The sequence below is a fragment of the Rufibacter sp. LB8 genome, from assembly GCF_014876185.1.
In the GTDB taxonomy this organism is placed as follows: Bacteria; Bacteroidota; Bacteroidia; order Cytophagales; family Hymenobacteraceae; genus Nibribacter.
Genome location: NZ_JADALJ010000001.1, coordinates 2511912 through 2533154 on the forward strand (window position 1 = coordinate 2511912; position 21243 = coordinate 2533154).

Below are 21243 nucleotides of genomic sequence, written 5' to 3' on the forward strand. Positions count from 1 at the left end.
TTTTATTCTTTCATAACCTTTACTACTTCCGTTTCTCCCGCTATTATGACCTCTAATAAATAAAGGCCTACGGCCAGATCTGGCAGCCAGTCCAGGACCGCCCTGCCCTCCCTAACCTCCACCTGCTGGAGGTAGTAGGTTTTTCCCCGCAGGTCATAAAGACGGATTTGCGCTATCCCAGACAATTGGTCAATACTCACCGTCAGTTCCCCCGAGAAGGGGTTGGGGAACGCTGACATTCTCAAACCAGACGGCTGTCCCTTCTTTTCCAAGGCCACTATTTTGCTGTGCTCAAACTTACCGTCTGTATCAATTTGGCGCAGTCTGTAATACACGGCACCAGACCCGGGCAAAGCTGATTTATCCAAAAATACATACTTCTGAACCAGCGTGCTGTTCCCAGCCGCGGCCACCTGCCCAATATCAGTAAAATCCTTACCGGTATAGGACCGTTCTACAGTGAAGGAAGCCGTGTTCACTTCTGAGGCGGTTGACCAGGAAAGCTCGTTGCCCTGTTTAGAGGCCTTGGCGTCAAAAGAAAGCCACGTGACCGGCAATGGGTTGGCGACATCGCTGACGGTCCACATGGAGAAGCTGCCCGTCTGCACCGTCACGCTCTGCATATTACCGTCTGCAGATAAGATAATAGGAGTCATATCGCCCACCGGTAGCCACGTCACCCCTTTGTCTTCGCTTTTCCAGACCTGGGCCAGGTTCCCCGGAAAAGTAAGTCCGTTGTTTTCATCTGTAAGCCAGGTTAAGGTAAGGTCAATGGTTTTGCCCGCCGGAGTAAACTGTGGCTCAATTTCCCAGTGCCGTTTAATGCCTTTCATCCCAGGGTTGTTGGGGTTGGCTTTTGCGCCAAGGGCTCCGGTTACCCGTGAGATGATTACCTCACCCCAATTACCGCCGTCTGGGTTTTCAAACGTAACGCCTATGTTGCCAAAGTCCTGGCTGACTGTAGCAGGGTTTACGGGCATAGCTTTGGTTAACGCACCTTCATAAATCCTGTTTTTGTTTTCTGTGATGCTCCCCTCCAGTTTCAGGCTTTTACCGGCGGTGGCCGTTAGGTCCCCGTTCGTAAAGGTCAGGTTGCCGGTAACGGTCAGGTTCTCCAGTTGCGTGACACCGGAGGGGTTGTTGATGAGTAAGCTGTTTACCGTGGTGCCTGAAATCTGCTGCGCGCTGGTACCGTTCAATTCTAAAGTACCGGTGCCGGAGTAGAGGGCTGGGCTGGTGAGCTGCCAATTTTCAGAGACTTGGATGGTCCCGTTGTTTTCTACGGAAGGCACGGCGTTCCCGCTGACGATGTTCATGAAGCTCCCTTTCACGGTCAGCACGGCGCCGCCAGACACAAAGATGGAAGCGCCATTATTCGTGATGACCTGCGCCTGACTGGCAAAGGCAAGCCAACCAAGGCAAACGGGGAGAAGCAACGCTGCTTTCATTCCTTTTAAAAATCTCATATGCTATTCGCCTGATTGATTTATGAAAATTATTTCCGGGCTTGGGTTCCGGCTGGGGCTTCTCCTAAGAGCGTTGCCATTTGCTTCTGCAAGGTTTGTAAGGCGGTGCTGTGCTGGTCGGTTTTGATTTGAAGCACTGCCTGCTGTTTATTAAGGAGTTCAACCTGTTTCTGCAGCGCTGCCTCTTTTTGGGACAGTTCTTTGATGGCTTCCAGCAATACCGGCGTAAGCTGGGCGTAGTTGACGGCTTTATACCCTTCGGCATCGGTGGTGACCAGTTCAGGGTATACCTTTTCCAGCTCCTGGGCCAGGAAACCTATCTGTTCTGCATTGGCCTGGCCGCCGTGCGCTATGCCTAATTCATTCCAGGTGTAGCGCACCCCGCGCAGCGCCTGTACCGTTGCTAGTGCTCCTGCCACTGGCCGCACCCCCTGCTTAAAGCGCGCATCGGAGGTTAACGTAACGTTATTTGCTTTTACGGTTCCATAGAAGTTTGCTGATCCATCTGGGGAGATTGTAAGCGCATCTCGGACACCTCCGGCGATAGTAGTGCGTAGGGTCAGGCCAATGTTTGTACTGGCAGAGGGGACGGGCACGCGGGCTTGAATATAAGCTATTGGAGTACTTGCATTTAATGGACTTAGATACAGGTGCCCTGGCAGGTAAAGTGTCTGGTTATTGCCGTTGGCCGGGTCTTCTACCATATATATATCGCCGGTATTACTGATGCTAATGCCTCTGCTTCCTCCGTTGCCTACTAATTTAAAGGTGGCCAGATTGAAATTCTGTGTGGCCGTTTGGCTTGGGCTTGCCCATTTGCCATTCCCCTCGGCATCAGAGGTAAGCACCTTGCCCACGCCTTGGGTACCGTCCACAATCCGGATAGCCGATCCGGCATTTGTAAAGCCCGGGTGCTGGGCCAGCCCTACCCACCGTGTGGGCGCAACGGGATTACCGGCCGAAAAGATAGCGCCCCAGCCGCCAGAGCGGTAAGCATTGCCCCAAACGGCATAATCAATACCCTGACCCATGGGACCTGTCCCGTAACCGGAGAGAATGGTGCGTGTGTATTTTCTGCTATTTTCTTCGCTGCGGGTGATAAAGGCGGCACTTTTATTGGACACGTGGGCTTGTATCTCCACCTGGGCCGTGGAATCCCCAAGGGCGCTTGTGGCGGTGCCAAGCAGACGCTGATTGTTTAGGTTTAGGGTCTGGGTAGCAGTATGATTGCCTAGGTTATCGCCTGCCGAGTTCAGGAACGTCCAGCCGCCGGTGCTCACGTAGTACCAGAACCCCACGGAGCCGTCGGTCTGGAAAACCATCAGGCCGGTGGCCGGCGAGGCAATGGCTTGGCGCTGGGCTTCGGTGAGCCGCGGAATCAGCAGGCCCTTATTGGTGGCCGCAATGTCTAGCACGGCCGAGGCATGGGGGGTAGGGTTGTTAATACCCACATTTTGCTGGGCAAACACTCCAGTACTCAGCAGGAAGAGGGCAAAATGTAAGCCTAAACGGTGATAGCGTATTGTTTTCATATATTCGGTTTTCTTAATATCTGGTTTATATGAGGGCTGTTGGGTTCCTAGGAGCCGCCTGCGGCTGGGCGTTTTGAACTGCTTGGCTTTGGCTGCCTTGTAATAATGCTTTTATTTCGGTCAGTTCAGATTCCAGTTGACCGAAGCGGGCTTTCATTAATTTATTCTCCTTCTTCAGGGCGGCGGCAGTTTTGGGTTTATCCTGCGCTAATTCAGACAGTTGTTTTTTCAGTAGGCTGTTTTCCCGTTGCAGCTCCGCGGTCCTTTTCTCCAGCGCCTGAATGGCAATTAAGTTGATGCAGTCAAAATCAGCCTGGTTGATGGTGGTGTCATTGCCGATGGTGCCGAAGGAATCCGTGCCGAAAGCGGCGTGGAAGTCCTGGGCCATGGGCCCGTAGTGGCGGAGCGTCTTGCTGTCCTGGCCTTTGTAGTTCCAGCTGGTAAGGTTAAAGCGGGCAATTTTCTGCAGGAAGGCTTCGCCGTTTACCGGGGCAAAATTCTCTTTGCGGTTTACATCCGAAATGGTGCTCCAGGCATTGCCGTTAGCGGTCAAAACCGCGCCTACCGTAGCGGCCGAATTGGTGTAGAGTTTGTAGCCGTTGGCAAAGCGCATTTTCATCTGGTTACTGGCTTCAGAAGTTGCTTCAAAAGTTGTGCTCTGGTCGCCTATTATGAAAGACCCTGCATAACCATTGGTGGAAACCCGGTAACCTAAAGCAGTAGAATAATCGCCGGAAGCAGTAACGCGGTATCCAATTGCCATCGACGCGGCGCTCTGGGCCTTTGCCAGATAACCAATGGCAGCGGAGTAGGCTCCATAGGTTTCGGCCTGATAACCGGCAGCAAAAGTATAGTTGCCTTTCGCTTTCACATCGTAGCCGAAGGCAGTTGAATAAAAACCCAGGTTAGAGGTGTTCCATTGGTCTGCACTAACGCCCCCTGCCCGGAAAGCCGCGTAATGCGGCGCGTAAAACAGCCGGTCGCCGGCGCCGGTTACCGGTAACGAACTGAAGCCGTAGCCTATCCCGCCGGTAATGGTTAAACCGGCATCGGTATTACGCAGCCATAAACCTAATTTATTATTATCAATGTCGCTTCCGCTTATATTGCGGTTTGAAGTGCCAATTGTTACCTGCCCGTCAGAAGCTATACTTAGACCTGGATAATTTCCACTCCGTATTTCCTTGCCATTTGTGTTCAGGTTTTGGGTTAAGGTATGGTTGCCCAGGCCATCGCCCGCCGGGTTCAGGAAAGTCCAGCCGCCCGTACTCACATAATACCAGAACCCTACGGAAGTACCATCGGTCTGGAAAACCATCAGGCCGGTGGCCGGGCTGGCAATGGCCTGGCGCTGGGTTTCGGTGAGCCTGGGAATAAGCAGGCCTTTATCAGTGGCGGCAATGTCCAGCATGGCGCTGGGGTCAGGCGAAGCGGCTGGGGTGCCGCCAATGCGCACGCCGGTAGATTGGCCAAAAACGGCAGGGCTGTTTAAAAGCATAGTTGCCATAAAAAACAGGCAAAACAGGAAGCTTGCTTTACTAAGGGCAATTGGGGGTAGGTTACCTTTCATATTTGTATGAATTATAAAAAAATGAGGTGCATGTGTCCCTCATGCTAGGGTCAAAAACTGATTAGGGGCTAGGTTTTAGTCCAACCTAGATAGCAGTTAAATCAAAGAGCTAGCTTTAGGGTGGATTTTAATTAGTGGAATCAAGTATACCGTGGCATTAGCTCTGCACTATGGGAAGTGAAGGCCCACCAGACAGCACCCTTAGGAAGATTTGCTGCATTCGCTTTAAAATTCCAGATAAAAATCTCTAGGTAACACCTATGATTCCCTGCTACTTCTACCATCAGCAAAGTTTCAGGAACTAGTAGCCTCTTTCCTAATTAAGACCGTAGACAAAGTGTGTACAGCCTCAATAAATCTGGGATTGTCATTGGAAACAAAAAGACAGACGCAGTTTTATAAGTCACTAATAAAGTGACATTTATAAGCAATTACCGCCTTAACAGAGTGGGAAGATTACAAACGCTATTGGGTAGCTTCCGTCTCGTCTGGCGCATCTGGAGCCAAACCGTTATCAGTAGCGGCCATCTTTTTGAGGAGGCGGGTTTTAGCTCTCCGTACGCTTGCCGGATCTATGTTGAGCAGGGCGGCGATCTCCTTGGTGGAAAGGTTGATGTGAAAGTAGCTGTACAGGCGCTGCTCGTTTTTGGTGAGCGCGGGATACCTGGCTTGCAGGTCTTGGAAAAAATAAGGGTGAACCTGCTCAAAATGCAGCTTGAATTTAAGCCAGTCGTCATCTAAATGAAGGTTGGCATTCAGCAATGATTTTATCCCGGCCAACTCCTTGGGTTCAACGTTCGGACTATTTTTGTCCAAGTCCTTGATTTGCTGTTTCAGTTGGGCCAACATAGCGTTCTTCTGCTCCATATACAGCGTGGAGGAAGCCAACTCCCGGCGCTTGGCATCCAGTTGCTCCAACAACTCCTTGTTAGCAGATTGTTTTTCCTGCATTTCAGAGCTTAATTGCCGGATCTCCATCTCCTTCCTTTCCCGCTGCACATCCATTTGCTGGAGCGCGGCCTGTATGTTATTCTTCTCCCGCAGTGTTTCCCGCTGTCTGATTTCCTGCTTCCTTATATCAAGGGCAAGTTCGTCCATTTCCATTTCCTTGTCCAAGAGATCTTTCCGAAGGGCTTGGATTCGGGTGACCACCGCCGCCGAAAAGCAGAGGGCCTGTGAAACAATGGCCAGGTCTGGCAACAGCAGCCTGCCATTGGTAAAGCTGACAAACACATGATAAAACGCCACGCTCAGAATGAACACCAAAGGCGGGACGTGGGCAAAAAGAAAGGACTTGGAGAAAGGCAGCCTCGCCCGAAACGCCACTATTCCGGTGAAGAGGAGCAGGCCTGCCAGCGCCAATACCAAAAGGTTGTCAAATAATATGGTATACCGCTCTATGTAAAAACCACTGACATTGACCAGTGCCACCCCTGCGCTGAACCCCATATACCCCTTCATAGACCAGAGGAGCCATTTGTCAAGTTTAGGTAAATTCTTTTTAGTGTTCAGGAAGGCCCGTGTCATTTGGGTAGAGCCGTACATGATCATCACTACGCTCAAGTGCATGAACAAATTGTTCATGTTGTAGAAAGAACAAGTGCCATCTGCGAGTACCTCTGAGCTGAAAACAATGCCGGGGAAGATGACATTGAAAATAAACCGGAAAGCAGTGATATAGAGCATACCTCCCACCTGGGTGATAAGGAAAGCCAATATGGCGGAATCCCGGAAGCGGTAATACAGGTGCAGGTTGTTGAGCGTCAAAATCAACAGCACTGCCATGGAGACGGCCCATGCCGTAAACAGAAAGCCCTCTCTTTCTTCCGCGGCATTCTCCTCTTCCATGGTCGCACGCGCATGGACAACCTTGGGCAGGGCGTTTCCCAGGTCTACTTTTACCAGCACATAGAAAATGCAGGTAGACCTACCCTGTATGATCAAGGGCATCTCCCCCTTTGAGACGTACAGGTCAGAGGAGGCCGTGATTCCTACCTGCTGGGAGGTCCACGAGGAAGTATTCTCCGCGTAATAAAAGATGGTGTTGTGGAGAAAGGGATACACCTTGACCCTGTAAGCCTGCGCGTACAGCCCCCGGTTGACAGCTTCCAACTTTAGCCAGAACCGGCCTGCCTTAGTCACCCGCAAAGAATCATCCTTCTCACGAACGAGCGAGGCATCTAAGCGCACCCTGTCAAAGGAATAGCCCCGGTCAGGCATTACCCATAAAATCTTCACACCTACTTCCTGCCTGCCCGTCTCCCCAGCGATTGACTGGACAGATACAGGAAACATCCCAAGCAGAAGGACAACTGTGAGAATAAGCTTTGCGGCAGAATATGCTTTAGAAGGCAAGGGGAAGCAGTTAAAGAGAAATACATTTTATATGGTCCTTCTGTAAAGATATGTGATTATTACTATAAAATGTTTGACAAATAAATTGAATTTGTTTTCCTGCAAGAATCCTTCCTCCTTGACAGACAATTTATAATAGAGTATGAATCATATATTTACAGAATTACTCATATGAAAGCAAGGTCTCTCCATGCTCCTGACATAGGCAATGATTGGATTAGACAATTACTCAGAAGATAGTACCAATGTTAGGAAAGATACAGGACAACCTTTTAACTATGCTCAGCAGACAGTAAACACTAGCTTTGGTTCCACTTATCAATTACATTCAATACCTGATCAAAACCTGAACATCCCTGTAATTGCTTTCTGCCCCACATCCACCAATGACCCTTACCCTAAACTATTCCCCTGGTCCACCGGTTTTACTTTTACATCTTTTCTACCCACTTATTCTATGAGACATTTTCTCTTTTCCATACTCTTGCTGCTGAGCTTGGCGTCTTGCGCGCAAAGCCAGAACAACAAACAGACAGGCTCGGCAGAACCAGCATCGGTTAAAAAATCAACCAAGAACAAGGCAGATGTGGCGGTGGCCACTTTTGCCGGCGGCTGTTTCTGGTGCACTGAGGAAGCCGCCGAGAAACTGCGCGGGGTGGAAGACGTGATCTCGGGCTACACCGGCGGCTCCACCAAAAACCCGACTTACGAGCAGATCAGCACCGGCCTCACCGGCCACGCCGAAGCGGTGCAGATTTACTATGACTCCACGGTCATTACCTATGAAACCCTGCTGGAAGCCTTCTTCGCGGCGCATGACCCCACCACGCTCAACCGCCAGGGACCCGATGTAGGCACGCAGTACCGCTCGGCCATTTTCTACAAGACGCCACAGGAAAAAGCCCAGATTGACGCCTACATCAAGAAACTAAATGCCAACCGCGTGTTTCAGGGACCTATTGTCACGCAAGTGGCCGCCCTCACCGAGTTCTACCCCGCTGAGGCCGAGCACCAGGACTTCTACCGCTACAACCAAGACAACCCCTACATGCAAAGCGTCTCCAAACCCAAACTGGAGAAGTTCAAGCAGAAGATGGAAGGGAAGTTGAAGGACGAGTAATGGGCTGATTTTTTAATGTGCTGATGTGCTAATTCCCAATTTGGAGATTTGTGAATGTGGAAATTTGTAAATTTTAAATTAATAGCTGTAACAACTTCTGTTTTGGGCTTCATTTCTGGAAATGAGGCCGAAAACGGGATTTACCAGTCCCTTCTCCCTCTGGGAGAAGGTTAGGATGAGGGCACTTTCTGGGTACTTGAGAATTCAGTTTCTTTTAATAGGCACACCCTAGCCCTCTCCCAGAGGGAGAGGGAATTCTTCTTTCCGTTTTTGGCTCCATTTCCAGAAATGAGCCCGAAAACGCAAATGCCAAAACTCCCCTCTCCGTGGGAGAGGGGTTGGGGGTGAGGTCACCAACAACTAATCACTAAAAACCAGCAACTAAGCCGGCACGGCTGCGTTTCCATGAACCGGCAAGAATGGCTAGCTTTGCCTTACTATTTCCTGAACAGATTTTCCTTTGAAAGCAACCCAATTTCTAGAGCTGTACCGGCAAGACCCCGTGGTGCAAACCGTGGCCCTCAAGCTGCAGTCCACGGCACCGAACCATATACAATTGAAAGGCCTGGTGGGCAGTTTGGACGCCGTGGTGGCGTCGGCGTTGCAGACCATGCAGGCCGGCACGCACCTGTTCATTCTGCATGACCGCGAAGAGGCCGCCTATTTTTACAGCGACCTCACCAGCCTGCTGGAAGACGGCCAGGAAGTGCTGCTGTTCCCCAGTTCCTACAAGCGCGCTTACCAGTTTGACAGCACAGAGAATGCAAATATTCTCCTTCGGGCTGAAGTCCTGAACCGACTCAACGACCGCGCGGGCGCCGGTGCGCTCATTGTCACCTACCCCGAAGCCCTCACCGAAAAAGTCATCAACAAAAAGTCACTGGTGGCCAACACCCTGGGTGCCAAAGTAGGCGAAAAGCTGGACGTGGCCTTCCTCACCGAAATGCTCAGCAGCTATGACTTTGAGAAGACAGACTTTGTGTATGAAGCCGGTCAGTTCGCCGTGCGCGGGGGCATTGTAGACGTGTATAGTTATGCCAACGACTTGCCGTTCCGGTTAGAATTGTTCGGCGATGAAATTGAGAGCATCAGAACCTTCGACCCCAACACGCAGCTGAGCGTGGAGCAGAAAAAGCAAATCAGCATCATTCCCAACGTACAAACTAAACTGCTGCAGGAGACGCGGGAACCGTTTTTGGATTTTATTCCGCAGGACAGTAACATCTGGGTGAAAGATTACCGCCAGGCCGTGGAAGTTATCACGGAGTCTTACGAGAAAGCAGAACAGTCTTTTCAGGAGATGCTGGAAGGCAGCGCGGGCGTGCAGATTGTCTCCAAACCTGAGGATTTGTTTGAAAGCGGCAAAGCCTTCAAGAAATCACTGGAGAAATTCACGTTGGTGGAATTTGGCAAGCGGTTCAATTTCAAGAATGCCGAGGTCATCCAGTTTCAGGCGCACCCGCAACCCTCCTTCAACAAAGATTTCAAGCGGCTGGTGACCAACCTGCATGAAAACCAGAGCAACGGCTACGTGAACGTGATTGCCGCTGAATCGCCGCGCCAGGCAGATAGATTAACCACCATCTTTGACGAACTGGACCAGGACGTCCGGTTCCACCATTTAATGCTGGCGCTGCGCGAAGGTTTCGTGGATGACCAGGTAAAACTGGTGTGCTACACAGACCACCAGGTATTTGAGCGCTTCTACAAACACAAAACCCGCGAAGGCCATTCCAAAGCCAAGTCGCTCACGCTCAAAGAGCTGAAAATGCTCAAGCCCGGCGACTACGTCACGCACATGGACTACGGCATTGGTCGATTTGCGGGGCTGGAGAAAGTGGAAGTGGGCGGTCGGTTGCAGGAAGCTATCAGGTTAGTTTATAGAGACGATGATTTGCTGTATGTGAGCATCCACTCGCTGCATAAAATCTCAAAATACACGGGCAAAGAAGGCACGCCGCCTACCATGAGCAAACTGGGCTCGCCGGAATGGGAAAACAAAAAGAAGAAAGTCAAGAGCAAGGTCAAAGACATTGCCGCTGAACTGATCAAGCTCTACGCCAAACGCAAAAAAGCGCCCGGTTACGCGTTCAGCAGAGACGGTTTCCTGCAGGCCGAGCTGGAATCTTCGTTCATCTATGAAGACACCCCAGACCAGGGCAAGGCCACCGAAGACGTGAAAAACGACATGGAACTCCCACACCCCATGGATAGATTGGTGTGCGGAGACGTGGGCTTCGGGAAGACGGAGGTGGCCATACGCGCCGCCTTCAAAGCCGCCTGTGACGGCAAGCAAGTGGCGGTGTTGGTGCCCACCACCATCCTGGCCATGCAACACTACAAAACATTCAGAGATCGGCTGGAGGCGTTCCCCGTGCAGGTGGAATACATCAATCGGTTCAAAACCACAAAGCAAATAAAGGAAACCTTGGGCCGCGTAGCCGAAGGAAAAACCGATATCTTGATTGGCACGCACCGCCTGGCCAGCAAAGACGTCAAGTTCAAGAACCTGGGCCTGCTAATTATTGACGAAGAGCAGAAGTTTGGCGTGAAAACCAAGGAACGGCTCAAGGAAATAAAAGTAAACGTTGACACGCTCACGCTCACCGCCACGCCCATCCCGCGCACGCTGCACTTCTCGTTGATGGGTGCCCGTGACCTGAGTGTGATTGCCACGCCGCCGCCCAACCGCCAGCCAGTACAGACCGAGCTGCACGTGTTTGATGATATCTTAATCAGAGACGCCGTTTCAGCGGAAATCAAGCGCAAAGGCCAGGTCTTCTTCGTGCACAACCGCATAGCGGATATTGAGGAGATGGGTAACCTGATTCTCAAACTGGTACCAGATGCCAAAGTCACCTTCGCGCATGGCCAGATGGACCCCGAGGAGCTGGAGAAACGCATGATGCGCTTCGTGGAAGGTGAGTATGACGTGCTGGTTTCCACCAACATCATTGAAAGCGGGCTGGACATTCCCAACGCCAACACCATCATCATCAACCGCGCGCACATGTTCGGGCTGAGTGATTTGCACCAGATGCGCGGCCGTGTGGGCCGGTCTAATAAGAAAGCGTATTGTTATTTATTGACGCCACCAGTTTCCGGTTTGCCGTCAGATGCCCGCAAGCGTTTGAGTACCTTAGAAGAATTCTCTGACCTGGGCGAAGGCTTCAAGATTGCCATGCGTGATTTAGATATTCGCGGAGCGGGAAACATGCTGGGCGGCGAACAGAGCGGATTCATCAATGATCTTGGTTTTGAGGCGTATCACCAGATTCTGGACGAAGCCGTGCAGGAACTCAAGGAAACCGAGTTCAAAGAACTGTTCTTCAAAGAACTGGACGCCGAGAAATTGCTGGATCCCGTGCGCGAATGCAGCGTGGAGACAGACTTGGAGATTCTGATTCCGGACTACTACATCAGCAACATTTCTGAGCGCCTGCAGATGTACAGCAAACTGGACAGCGTGAAAGACCTGGAAAGTTTGGAGAAATTGGTGACCGGCATGGTTGACCGCTTCGGGCCTATGCCGGAGCAGGTGGAGCAGCTGGTGAACATTGTGAAAATGCGCTGGGAGGCCTGCCAACTGGGTTTTGAGAAACTCACCATTAAGAAAGAAACCCTCAAAGGCTACATACCAAGCGTGAACAATGAGCCGTTCTTTCAGTCAGAAACTTTTAGCCGCATTCTGCAGTACGTTCAGCAGCATCCGCGCCGTTCCAGACTGAAGGAAGCCAAAGACAAGCTCATCGTGATTGTGGAGAATATCTCCTCCCTTGATGCTGCCAAGGCCATTTTTGAGGATTTGAAAGTATAATGTATTTCTGTTTTCGGGCTCATTCCCGGAAATGAGCCCGAAAACAGCAGGCCAGCCTACGGCTGACCAACTTTTCATCAAGCCCCCGGTTCTTTTCAATCGCACTGAATTTGTTGCACATGAACTCTTCACCAATCCCTGCCACCAACTCAGACGTCCTTTCGGTGTTCAGGGCCTTGCCGGGGCTATACCTCATCTTGTCACCGGAACTGCTCATTGTAGAGGCCAGCGAGGCGTACCTGCAGGCCACCTTCAAAGACCGTTCTATCATAGGCCATTATCTGTTTGAGATTTTCCCAGACAATCCAGACGCGCTTCAGGCGCAAGGCGAATTGAACCTTAAGCAGTCTCTGGAACACGTGCTGGCGCACAAAGCCCCGCACCAGATGCCCCTGCAGCGCTATGATGTGACCCGTTCTGCTGAGCGCGGCGGCGGTTTTGAGGAGAAATACTGGCTGCCCCACAACAAACCGGTGCTAGATACCAACGGGCAGGTGCTCTACCTCATTCACACCGTGGAAGACGTGACCCAGCAGCAGAAGTACGAGCAGGAAACGGAGCGGCAGGCCCGGCAGGCGCAGGAAAACATGGAACGCTTCCAACTGCTGGCCATGGCCACCAATGACGTGATCTGGGACTGGAACCTGGCAGATGACACCATTTGGTGGAATAACGGCTTCAAAACTATTTTTGGTTACCAAACCGTTGAGAAATACATTAACTCATGGTACGGCCGCATTCACCTGGATGACCGTGAGCGCGTGGTGCACGGCATTCATGACGCCATAGACAACGGCAAGAAGAACTGGCAAGATGAATACCGGTTCAGAAAGGCAGACGGCAGCTACGCCGAAGTATTTGACCGCGGCATTATTGCCCGTGATGACACCGGCCGGCCCTTGCGCATGATTGGAGCCATGCTGGATCTCACCGAGAAAAACCGCTACGCCGCTGAACTCCAGGCGTCGCATGCCCGCCTGAACCAGATTCTTGACGCCCTGCCGCACATGACCTTCACCTCCCGCCCAGACGGGTACGTGGATTATTACAGCCAGCGTTGGTATGATTTTCTGGGCGGCACCCGTGAGACCCTGACCGGCTGGGGCTGGGAAGACTACATTCACCCAGAAGACCTGGACAGCACCATTTCGGGTTGGCGACATTGCCTGGCCACCGGCACGCCGTACATGGTGGAGAACCGCTGGCGCGCGCAAGCCACTGGCGAATACCGCTGGTTTCTGGTGCGGGGCATGCCCGTGCGAGATTCTGAAGGTGCCATTACCATGTGGGTGGGCTCATACACAGACATCCATGACCAGAAAAAGACGCAGCTGGCTTTGCAGGAGAGTACCCAGCACTTCAAGTTCCTGGCCGACAGCATGCCCCAACTGGTCTGGACCACAGACCCCAACGGTTTCCATGACTACTTCAACCAGCAATGGGTAGACTACACCGGCTATGACGTAGAAACCAGCAAAGGCACCCAGATGTGGAATGACATCCTGCACCCAGATGACCAGGTGCGCACCTCTGAGCGTTGGCAGATTTCTCTGCAGACCGGCAAACCTTATGAGGTGGAGTACCGGTTCAGGCGGGCGGCAGACGGCGAGTGGCGGTGGTTTCTGGGCCGGGCGCTGCCCCTGCTTGACGCAGACGGCAAGATTGTGCGCTGGTTTGGCACCTGTACAGACATTGAGGACCAGAAACGCCATGAAGAGCTCATGGAACAGACCAACCGGGAACTGCGCAGCATCAATGAAGACCTGGACAGCTTTGTCTACACGGCCTCCCATGACTTAAAGCTGCCCATCATCAACATGGCCGGTATTTTCAAGGAACTCACGAGCCACGCCACCTTCCATGACCCAGACGCGCCGCTGCTCATCACCATGTTTGAGAAATCGCTCACGCAGATCAACGCCACCATCTCAGACCTGGCCGAGATTGTGAAAGTACAGAAGAGCATCAATGCCCAGCGCGAGGTCGTTCCCCTGCAGGATTTGGTGGAAGAGGTGACCTTCAGCATCAAAGACATGGTCAAGAGTTCAAACGCCAGCATCAAGACAGATTTCTCTGAGGCAGATTCGCTGGTTTTCTCCCGGGTCAACCTCAAGAGCATTTTCTACAACCTCATCAGCAACGCCATCAAGTACCAGTCGGTAGACCGCACCCCAGAAATCATGCTAAGCACAGAGAAGCAAGACGGATTTGTGGTGCTCACCATCAAAGACAACGGCATGGGCATAGACATGGAGCGCCACGGACACAAGTTGTTCCAGATGTTCAAGCGGTTCCACAGCCACGTGTCCGGCTCCGGGCTGGGCCTCTACATCATCAACAGAATTATTCAGAAGAACAACGGCCGTATTGAGGTCAGCAGCCAGGTGGGCAAAGGCACCACTTTCCAGATTTATTTCCCTACCGTTTCAGAATAAATAATTGCTTCTGGTTTAACAGCACCCAGGAGTTTTCCTTGAACTACAACAAAAGGCCACCCGTGCAAACACGGGTGGCCTTTTTGGCTGGTATTTGTAACGATTGGTTATGTGGTGACACTCCCCACGAAAAGACCACAGCCTTTTATCTGCTAGGAGTCAAGGCCGCTTGGCCCGGAAAAACGGTTTGGTAATTTTTAGAGACAGTGGTGGTTTTAACGGCCTCACCCCTTGCGAAGCCAGAAACTACCAGAAAAAACAACAGGAAAACACCCAACAGAGGTAGATATCTTTTCATAAAAACAGAAGCGGTTAAGTTCTTCCTTCCACATACTGAATTTTAGTTGAAAGGTTTTTCTGCCGGGTCCGTTTTCAGGCTCATTTCTCAAAACGAGCCCCAAAACGCAACAGACCACCGCGCTAGCTTAACCCTTCCACGGGGCACTCGTACATTCAAGGGCAAGGGCCGGTCACCGCGCCCTGCTAGCAATGAATATTCCTTAACACCCTACTAACATGCAAAATAACCAGAGAAATTGGCAGTCGCCAGACCAAGACGGCGAAATGGACAACCACCGCATAGGCCGTGAATTGCACCACCGTGACCAGCAGAACAGACCGTCGTCCTCATCAGGGGGCAACCGCTGGAGCCAAGACCGCAGCTACCAGCAAGGGCAAGGGCATCAAGGCCAGAACCGCTTCCCGGAAGACCAGTACAGTCGCAACTCCAACGCAGATTTGGGCGGTAGCCTGAACAAGCACTACGGAAACCAAGGCCAGCGTTCCCACCAGAACAGCAGCTCTAACTACGGAGACGGACGCGGCACCGGCAGCTACCAGCAAAACCAACAGAGCCATTCTTCTTACGGTGATGGCCGCGGTAATTACAGCGCTCGCCAAGATTCCTACGGCCAGGGCCATGTGCGGGCCTACAGTGAGAACGTGCCCATGCAACGCCGCCTAGATGACACCAATGAAAACTATTACCGCGGCGCGTACATGGACCCCAAAGGGGTGCAGCAGGAACTGCCCAGACCCGAAGATAACCCCTACAATGAATACCCCGGCACCCGCAGCCGCTACAAAGACGATGACTACCGCTACGGCAGCGGCAACCACACCTGGTATGAAGAGCGCCGCTACACAGACAACAACGGCCACCGCGCAGACCGTGACAAAGGCGATATGCTGGGCGAAATGGGCGAAGGCGTGCGCGAGGCCTGGCATGACATGAAACACGGCGTGCAGAACCTCTGGAACCGCGGCACCAACGCCGTGCAACCAGACCATGACCGCGACCGTGACAGCTACCGAACCAGCAGAGACAACCGCCAGGAGTACCGCTCCACCCGCGACCAGGGCACAGAACGTGGTCCGCGTTGGTCAGATGAGACAGATTCCGGCGATGACTCCTTTTTCTACAACCGGGGCAACAACCCGCGCTACTACTAACCAGCCATGAAAGCTGTATTTTGGGCAGCCCTCATCACGGGCCTAGCGGGCGCCATTCTGCTCCTGCAACTTTTGCCTCCCCCAGAAGAGCCCGGCGACAACCCGCTGCTAGCTCCTTAACCTGTATTTGACCTCCTTAAAAGCCGAAACAAAATGTTTCGGCTTTTTCTTTGCCGGTTCTTGAAACAAGCGAAGCCATTGTAGAGACGCCATACCTTGCGTCTCACGCATTGCTGAATTCTATCTGCACGAGTAAGACGCAAGGTATTGCGTCTCTACAAATAACGCATCACGCATTCCAACTTCGTCTAAATCACGCGCAACGGCACTTTTCATAGGCGGCGAGCTGTTCTAGTTTCAGTAAGAATTCAACCACTAAATTTCCGTTTTTGGCCTCATTTCTGAAAATGAGCCCGAAAACGCCCATCCTAAAAATGCTACAGGAATTACTTACCCAAATACGCGCGTGCCAGATGTGTGCTGCGCATTTACCCCATGGCCCTAGGCCCATTGTGCGGGCAAGTGCCACAGCGCGCCTCTTGGTGGTGGGGCAGGCGCCGGGCACCAAAGTCCACGCGTCGGGCATTCCCTGGGACGACCAGAGCGGCAAGCGCCTGCGGCTTTGGCTGGGGCTCACGCCCGATGAATTCTATGACGAAACCCACGTGGCCATCATGCCCACCGGCTTCTGCTACCCCGGCACCGGCCCCAGCGGCGACCTTCCGCCCCGCCCCGAATGCGCCACGCACTGGCACCCGCAACTTTTGCCGCTGCTGCCCAACATCCAGCTCACTTTGTTGATTGGAAATTACGCGCAGAAAGCTTTTCTGGGAACTTCGGCGAAGCCCACCCTCACCCAAACCGTGGAAGCCTGGCGCGACTACCTGCCCCGGTATTTGCCCCTGCCCCATCCCTCGCCGCGCAACATTGCCTGGTTCAAACGGCACCCATGGTTTGAGCACGAAGTGATTCCCACGCTCCAGGAGATTGTGAACAGTACTCTTAACCAATAAGACAAAAGTCTAGATTTTGCTGAATTTCAGAGATGGTACCTTTCCCATTCTTGCCCGAAGGCGTTTTTTGGCTACATTCGGGAAATGAGGCCCAAAACGCATGAGCACGTCTTTTAAGAGTAAACTGCCCCACGTGGGCACCACCATTTTCACCACCATGAGCCAGCTGGCGCAGCAGCACGGGGCCATCAACCTCTCGCAGGGCTTCCCAGATTTTGACTGCGCGCCAGAACTGGTAGATTTGGTGACAGATGCCATGCGCCAAGGCTTCAACCAGTACGCGCCTAGCATTGGCTTGCCCAACCTGCGGGAACAGATCAGCTTGAAAACCCAGCGCCTCTACGGTCACACCACCGACCCCAACTCGCAGATCACGGTCACCTCTGGCGCCACCGAGGCCCTGTTTGCCGCCATTACCGCCGTGGTGCGGCCGGGGGATGAAGTCATTGTCCTGGAGCCGTGTTATGACAGTTATGTTCCGGCCATTGAGCTGAACGGCGGCGTGCCCGTATTTGTCCCGCTCACCTTCCCAGACTTTAGTATTGACTGGCAGCGGGTGAAAGAAAAGCTGACTTCTAAAACCAGGTTGCTGATTATCAATTCGCCGCATAACCCCAGCGGGGCCATTTTGAGCGCGCAAGATTTGCAGGAACTTAAGGCCCTGGCGCATGCGCATCCGTTTCTGATCATTAGTGATGAGGTCTACGAGCACATGGTCTTTGACGGAAACCAGCACCTGAGTTTGTTGACGGAGCCAGCATTGGCGGAGCGGAGTTTTGTGATCTCGTCCTTCGGGAAGACGTTTCATACCACCGGCTGGAAAGTTGGTTACTGCATCGCGCCCGCGCACCTGACTTCTGAGTTTAGAAAAGTGCACCAGTACCTCACCTTCAGCACGGCCACACCGTTTCAGCAGGCCCTGGCCACGTATTTAGAAAGGCCCGAACCGTATCTTTCTTTACCTGCTTTCTACCAACAGAAACGCGATTTGTTTACTGAACTGCTGCGGCCCAGTCGGTTTGAGTTATTGCCCAGCGCAGGCACCTATTTCCAGCTGGCCCGCTACCACCAGATATCTGATCTACCCGAGGTGGACTTTGCGCAGTGGCTCACCAAAGAGGCGGGCGTGGCGGTAATTCCGGTCTCCGTGTTCTACCATGACCAGACAGACCACCGCGTGGTGCGCTTCTGCTTCGCCAAAAAAGTCGAAACGTTAAAAGCCGCCGCAGATAGATTGGTGAGGTTGTAAAATCCCGTTTTCGGGCTCATTTCTGGAAATGAAGCCGAAAACGGAAAATCTTGCAGGCACAAAAAAGCCCCGACCAATGGCCGGGGCTTTTAATTTGGGTTGGTTTAAAAAATTGGCTTCCTAGTTAGCGACCACCAAGCGTTTGGTGATCACGCCGCTTTCAGTGGAAAGCTTCACCAGGTACATGCCTGCGCGGTACTTGCTCAGGTCAAGGTCATAGCTCTTAGAAGCGCCTTCCGTTCCTGTGCCAGCACTCACCGCCGTCACCAGGCTGCCTTTGAGGTCATATACTTCCAGGGTATAAGCAGCATTGCTTCCGAAGGACACGCTAATGTTCACGGTCCCAATGGCTGGGTTAGGATACACGTCAACAGTTGAGGTACCCGTGGCCTCTGCCATGCTCAAAGACGATGATTTGGTGACCGCAATGGTACCAGAGCAGCTGCCAATGGTGCACCCGTGGGCCAGATGAGCCGCTACGCCGCTGGCGTCAATGCAGATTTCCTGGCCTTTGTGGCAAACCAGCACTTTGTCCATTCTTCCGCTTTTGCCAGCGCTGCAGCGGGCATCTACCACCGTAATGGTTTCAGTGGCCGTAGAGCTGCAGCCGAACTCGTTGGTAGCCGTTACCGTGAAGGTGTAGGTACCCGCCGACGTTGGGGTGAAGACTGGGTTTGCGGCTGTAGTGCTGCTTAAGCCAGCGGCTGGTGACCAGCTGTAGGTAGTAGCTCCTGCCGCCGAGGTAGCGTTTGAAGCCGTCAAGGTGAGGCTTTGCGCGCCATATCCCAGGAAAATAGTCTTGGCCGTGTTCACCCCCGTGTTGGTGTTGTCTGTTCTGCTTACCGCTATAGACGTTACTGGCTTGGTGCCAATAACCGTTACCACCGCGGTGGTAGAAGACACATTGCCATTTACATCTGTCACCGTCAAGATAACTGTATACTCTTTAGAAGTGCTGGCAGCTGTTACAGAGGAACAGTCAAAACTGGTTCTGCTCACCGACATAGAGGCAATGCCACATGCGTCATAAGAGCCATTGTTCACATCTGCCGCGCTGATGGTAGCTGATCCGTTGACCAACGTAACGGAGATGTTCTTAGCCAATGCGTAAGGTGCCTGCTTGTCAGTTACGGTTACTTTGAAACTGATGGTGCTGATGTTGCCAGAGGCATCAGTGGCTACAAACGTGTTGGTGGTAGTACCTACCGGGAACACAGAACCAGAAGCCAAACCTGCCGTCTGCACGGTGCTTACTTCGCAGTTGTCAGTGGCCACCGGGGTCACATACGTTACCATGGCTCCACACACATCTTGGTCAGTGTTGACCGCCACATCCGCAATTGATGCAAACGCAGGGGCTTGTCTGTCTGTAACAGTCACTGTGAAGCTGACAGTGCTGGTGTTGCCAGAAGCATCAGTTGCTTTGAACGTGTTGACCGTTGCCCCTACCGGGAAAACAGAAGCTGAGGGCAAACCGGCAATTTGTACGGTTGTCACTGCGCAATTGTCAGTAGCAACTGGCGTAGCATAGGTTACAGCAGCACCACAAACGTTATTGTCTGTGTTGACCGCTACATTAGAAATGGCAGCGAATACAGGAGCTTGGTTGTCTACTACCACTACCTCTTGGGTAGCTGTAGAAACCAGACCATTTATATCTTTCACAGTCCAGGTCACAGTAGTAGTACCAACCGGGAAGAAGGCTGGTGCATTATTAGTCACAGAAGCCACGCTGCAGTTATCAGAAGTAGCAGGGCTAGAAAGTGCTACCGCAGCTCCGCATTTACCAACTTCAGCAAAAGCAGTCACCTTTACCGGAGCGGCCATGACTGGAGGGGTTACATCTTTCACCACCACTTGCTGGCTCTGACTGACGCTGTTGCCGTTGCCGTCATTGTAAGTCCAGGTTATAGTGTAGGTTCCCTGGGCCGTGTAGGTTAAAGGGTTATTGGTGGTAGCCGTGATGGTACCTTTGCAGGCATCAAGGGCTATAGGCGCTGTTACGGTTACAGAACACTCTGCGTTCACTACCGGCAAGGTAGCCAATGTGGGCACTGGGGCTTGGTTGTCCACTACGGTTACTGTGAAAGAAACAGTTGACACGTTTCCGCCAGCGTCTACGGCTTGCCATTTCTCAGTAGTAGTACCTACCGGGAACACATTGCCACTTCCTATACCCGCCACTTGCGTGGCCGGAATAGCGCCTCCTTCAAATTCTACTACATAAAAAGCGGTAGCCGTGTAGAACCAATCATTCCAGGTGCCGTTTGGCCCCCAGTTGATAACTGCCCAGTCTTCGCCTTGACCACCGCCTGCATTGTTAGGCTCCCCCGCATTCCAATTAGTGTAAGAGACAGGCTCACTTGTTACCCATTTATACTGGCCTTCCACTGCCCTATCAGTATGCCCAATCCAAATGTAAAAAGGACTCATAGCTGAGACAAAGGCGTTTTCCTGAGAGTTGCTGATAGTCACCAGGTGCCCACCTAAGGCAATGGCTTTGGCATGGGCATCTTCTGGCGTAGTAGCCGTATTAGAAATGAAATAGGCATGTCCGCCGAAATTTCCTTTATAGGTATATCCTGGTATAGAGGTTGGCAAATTACCATTCCCACAATTATCAGTAGCGGACGGGGTGGTATACGTTACCTTGGCTCCGCATGTGTTAGGATCAGCGTTTACCGTGATGTTAAATGGTCCAGAGATAACCGGAGGGGTTACATCTTTGATTACCACTGTCTGCTCCTGCGTGGTTTTGTTTCCAGCGGCATCTGTGTAAGTCCAGGTTACGGTATGAGTTCCCTGCGTGGCAAATGTGGTTGGACCCGAGGTAGTAGCCGTAATAGTGCCAGAGCAACCATCAGTTGCCGTTGGCGCTGTCACTGTTGCTGAACATTGACCAGTGACTGTTGGCAAAGCGGCAAGTGTTGGAACAGGGTTCGCATTATCTACAACAGTCACTACAAAACTACAGCTTGTGTTACCGCAACTGTTGGCGGCCGTAATAGTTATTGTAGTTTGGCCTACGTTAAAGGCTGAACCGCTTCCGGTGCCGGCGCCAGAACCACTGGTAGCTCCTGAAAAACTGTATGTCACATTTGGGCTAGTGCCTGTGATGATGGGGTTGTAAGTAAACACCCTAGAGCAACTGTTCACATCGGTAAATAGTACTTCATTTTGCGTTTGCGGACAATTTGCAATGGCAGGTGCAGTACATGGTGATACTACATTTAC

At 52.2% G+C, this 21243-nt stretch carries 12 protein-coding genes; 6 read left to right on the forward strand and 6 right to left on the reverse strand.

Annotated features, from left to right (window positions below; genetic code table 11):
* Nucleotides 1-2: 2 nt before the first annotated feature.
* From IMY23_RS10595 to IMY23_RS10610, 4 genes are all read right to left on the reverse strand, one after another.
* A complete protein-coding gene (locus tag IMY23_RS10595) occupies nt 3-1448 on the reverse strand; it encodes a T9SS type A sorting domain-containing protein (RefSeq protein ID WP_192822056.1) in 1446 nt (481 codons plus the stop codon).
* A 47-nt stretch (nt 1449-1495) separates the two neighbouring features.
* The gene (locus IMY23_RS10600; protein ID WP_192822057.1) at nt 1496-2998 is read right to left on the reverse strand and encodes a tail fiber domain-containing protein; all 1503 of its coding nucleotides are present in this window, start codon (nt 2996-2998) and stop codon (nt 1496-1498) included.
* Between the two features lie 25 nt (nt 2999-3023).
* Nucleotides 3024-4505, reverse strand: a complete 1482-nt coding sequence (locus tag IMY23_RS10605; RefSeq protein ID WP_192822058.1) for a tail fiber domain-containing protein — start codon at nt 4503-4505, stop codon at nt 3024-3026.
* Nucleotides 4506-5033: 528 nt separating this feature from the next.
* Nucleotides 5034-6863 carry a 7TM diverse intracellular signaling domain-containing protein gene (locus IMY23_RS10610; protein ID WP_192822059.1) on the reverse strand — a complete coding sequence of 610 codons (1830 nt, stop codon included), beginning with the start codon at nt 6861-6863 and terminating at the stop codon, nt 5034-5036.
* A gap of 517 nt (nt 6864-7380) precedes the next feature.
* On the opposite strand from IMY23_RS10610, the gene msrA reads away from it, so the two are divergent.
* From msrA to IMY23_RS10625, 3 genes are all read left to right on the forward strand, one after another.
* Entirely contained in the window at nt 7381-8043 is a 663-nt protein-coding gene (msrA, locus tag IMY23_RS10615; protein ID WP_192822060.1) for a peptide-methionine (S)-S-oxide reductase MsrA, read from the forward strand.
* 460 nt (nt 8044-8503) lie between these two features.
* A complete protein-coding gene (mfd, locus tag IMY23_RS10620; RefSeq protein ID WP_192822061.1) occupies nt 8504-11860 on the forward strand; it encodes a transcription-repair coupling factor in 3357 nt (1118 codons plus the stop codon).
* Nucleotides 11861-11979: 119 nt separating this feature from the next.
* Nucleotides 11980-14295 (forward strand): PAS domain-containing protein, encoded by a 2316-nt coding sequence (locus IMY23_RS10625; RefSeq protein ID WP_192822062.1) that lies wholly within the window; start codon nt 11980-11982, stop codon nt 14293-14295.
* A gap of 145 nt (nt 14296-14440) precedes the next feature.
* On the opposite strand, the gene IMY23_RS10630 is transcribed toward IMY23_RS10625, so the two are convergent.
* Complete coding sequence (locus IMY23_RS10630; RefSeq protein ID WP_192822063.1) at nt 14441-14593, reverse strand: hypothetical protein; 153 nt, start codon at nt 14591-14593, stop codon at nt 14441-14443.
* Between the two features lie 218 nt (nt 14594-14811).
* Here IMY23_RS10630 and IMY23_RS10635 point away from each other — a divergent pair, with 218 nt between their 5' ends.
* The 3 genes from IMY23_RS10635 (at nt 14812) to IMY23_RS10645 (ending at nt 18009) form a co-directional block, all read left to right on the forward strand.
* A complete protein-coding gene (locus IMY23_RS10635) occupies nt 14812-15747 on the forward strand; it encodes a hypothetical protein (RefSeq protein ID WP_192822064.1) in 936 nt (311 codons plus the stop codon).
* 434 nt (nt 15748-16181) lie between these two features.
* Nucleotides 16182-16760 (forward strand): uracil-DNA glycosylase family protein, encoded by a 579-nt coding sequence (locus tag IMY23_RS10640; protein WP_192822065.1) that lies wholly within the window; start codon nt 16182-16184, stop codon nt 16758-16760.
* A gap of 100 nt (nt 16761-16860) precedes the next feature.
* On the forward strand, nt 16861-18009 hold the full coding sequence (locus tag IMY23_RS10645) for a pyridoxal phosphate-dependent aminotransferase (protein ID WP_192822066.1): 1149 nt from the start codon (nt 16861-16863) through the stop codon (nt 18007-18009).
* Nucleotides 18010-18129: 120 nt separating this feature from the next.
* Here IMY23_RS10645 and IMY23_RS10650 read toward each other — a convergent pair whose 3' ends face one another.
* Complete coding sequence (locus IMY23_RS10650) at nt 18130-20892, reverse strand: HYR domain-containing protein (protein WP_192822067.1); 2763 nt, start codon at nt 20890-20892, stop codon at nt 18130-18132.
* Between the last annotated feature and the right edge of the window lie 351 nt (nt 20893-21243).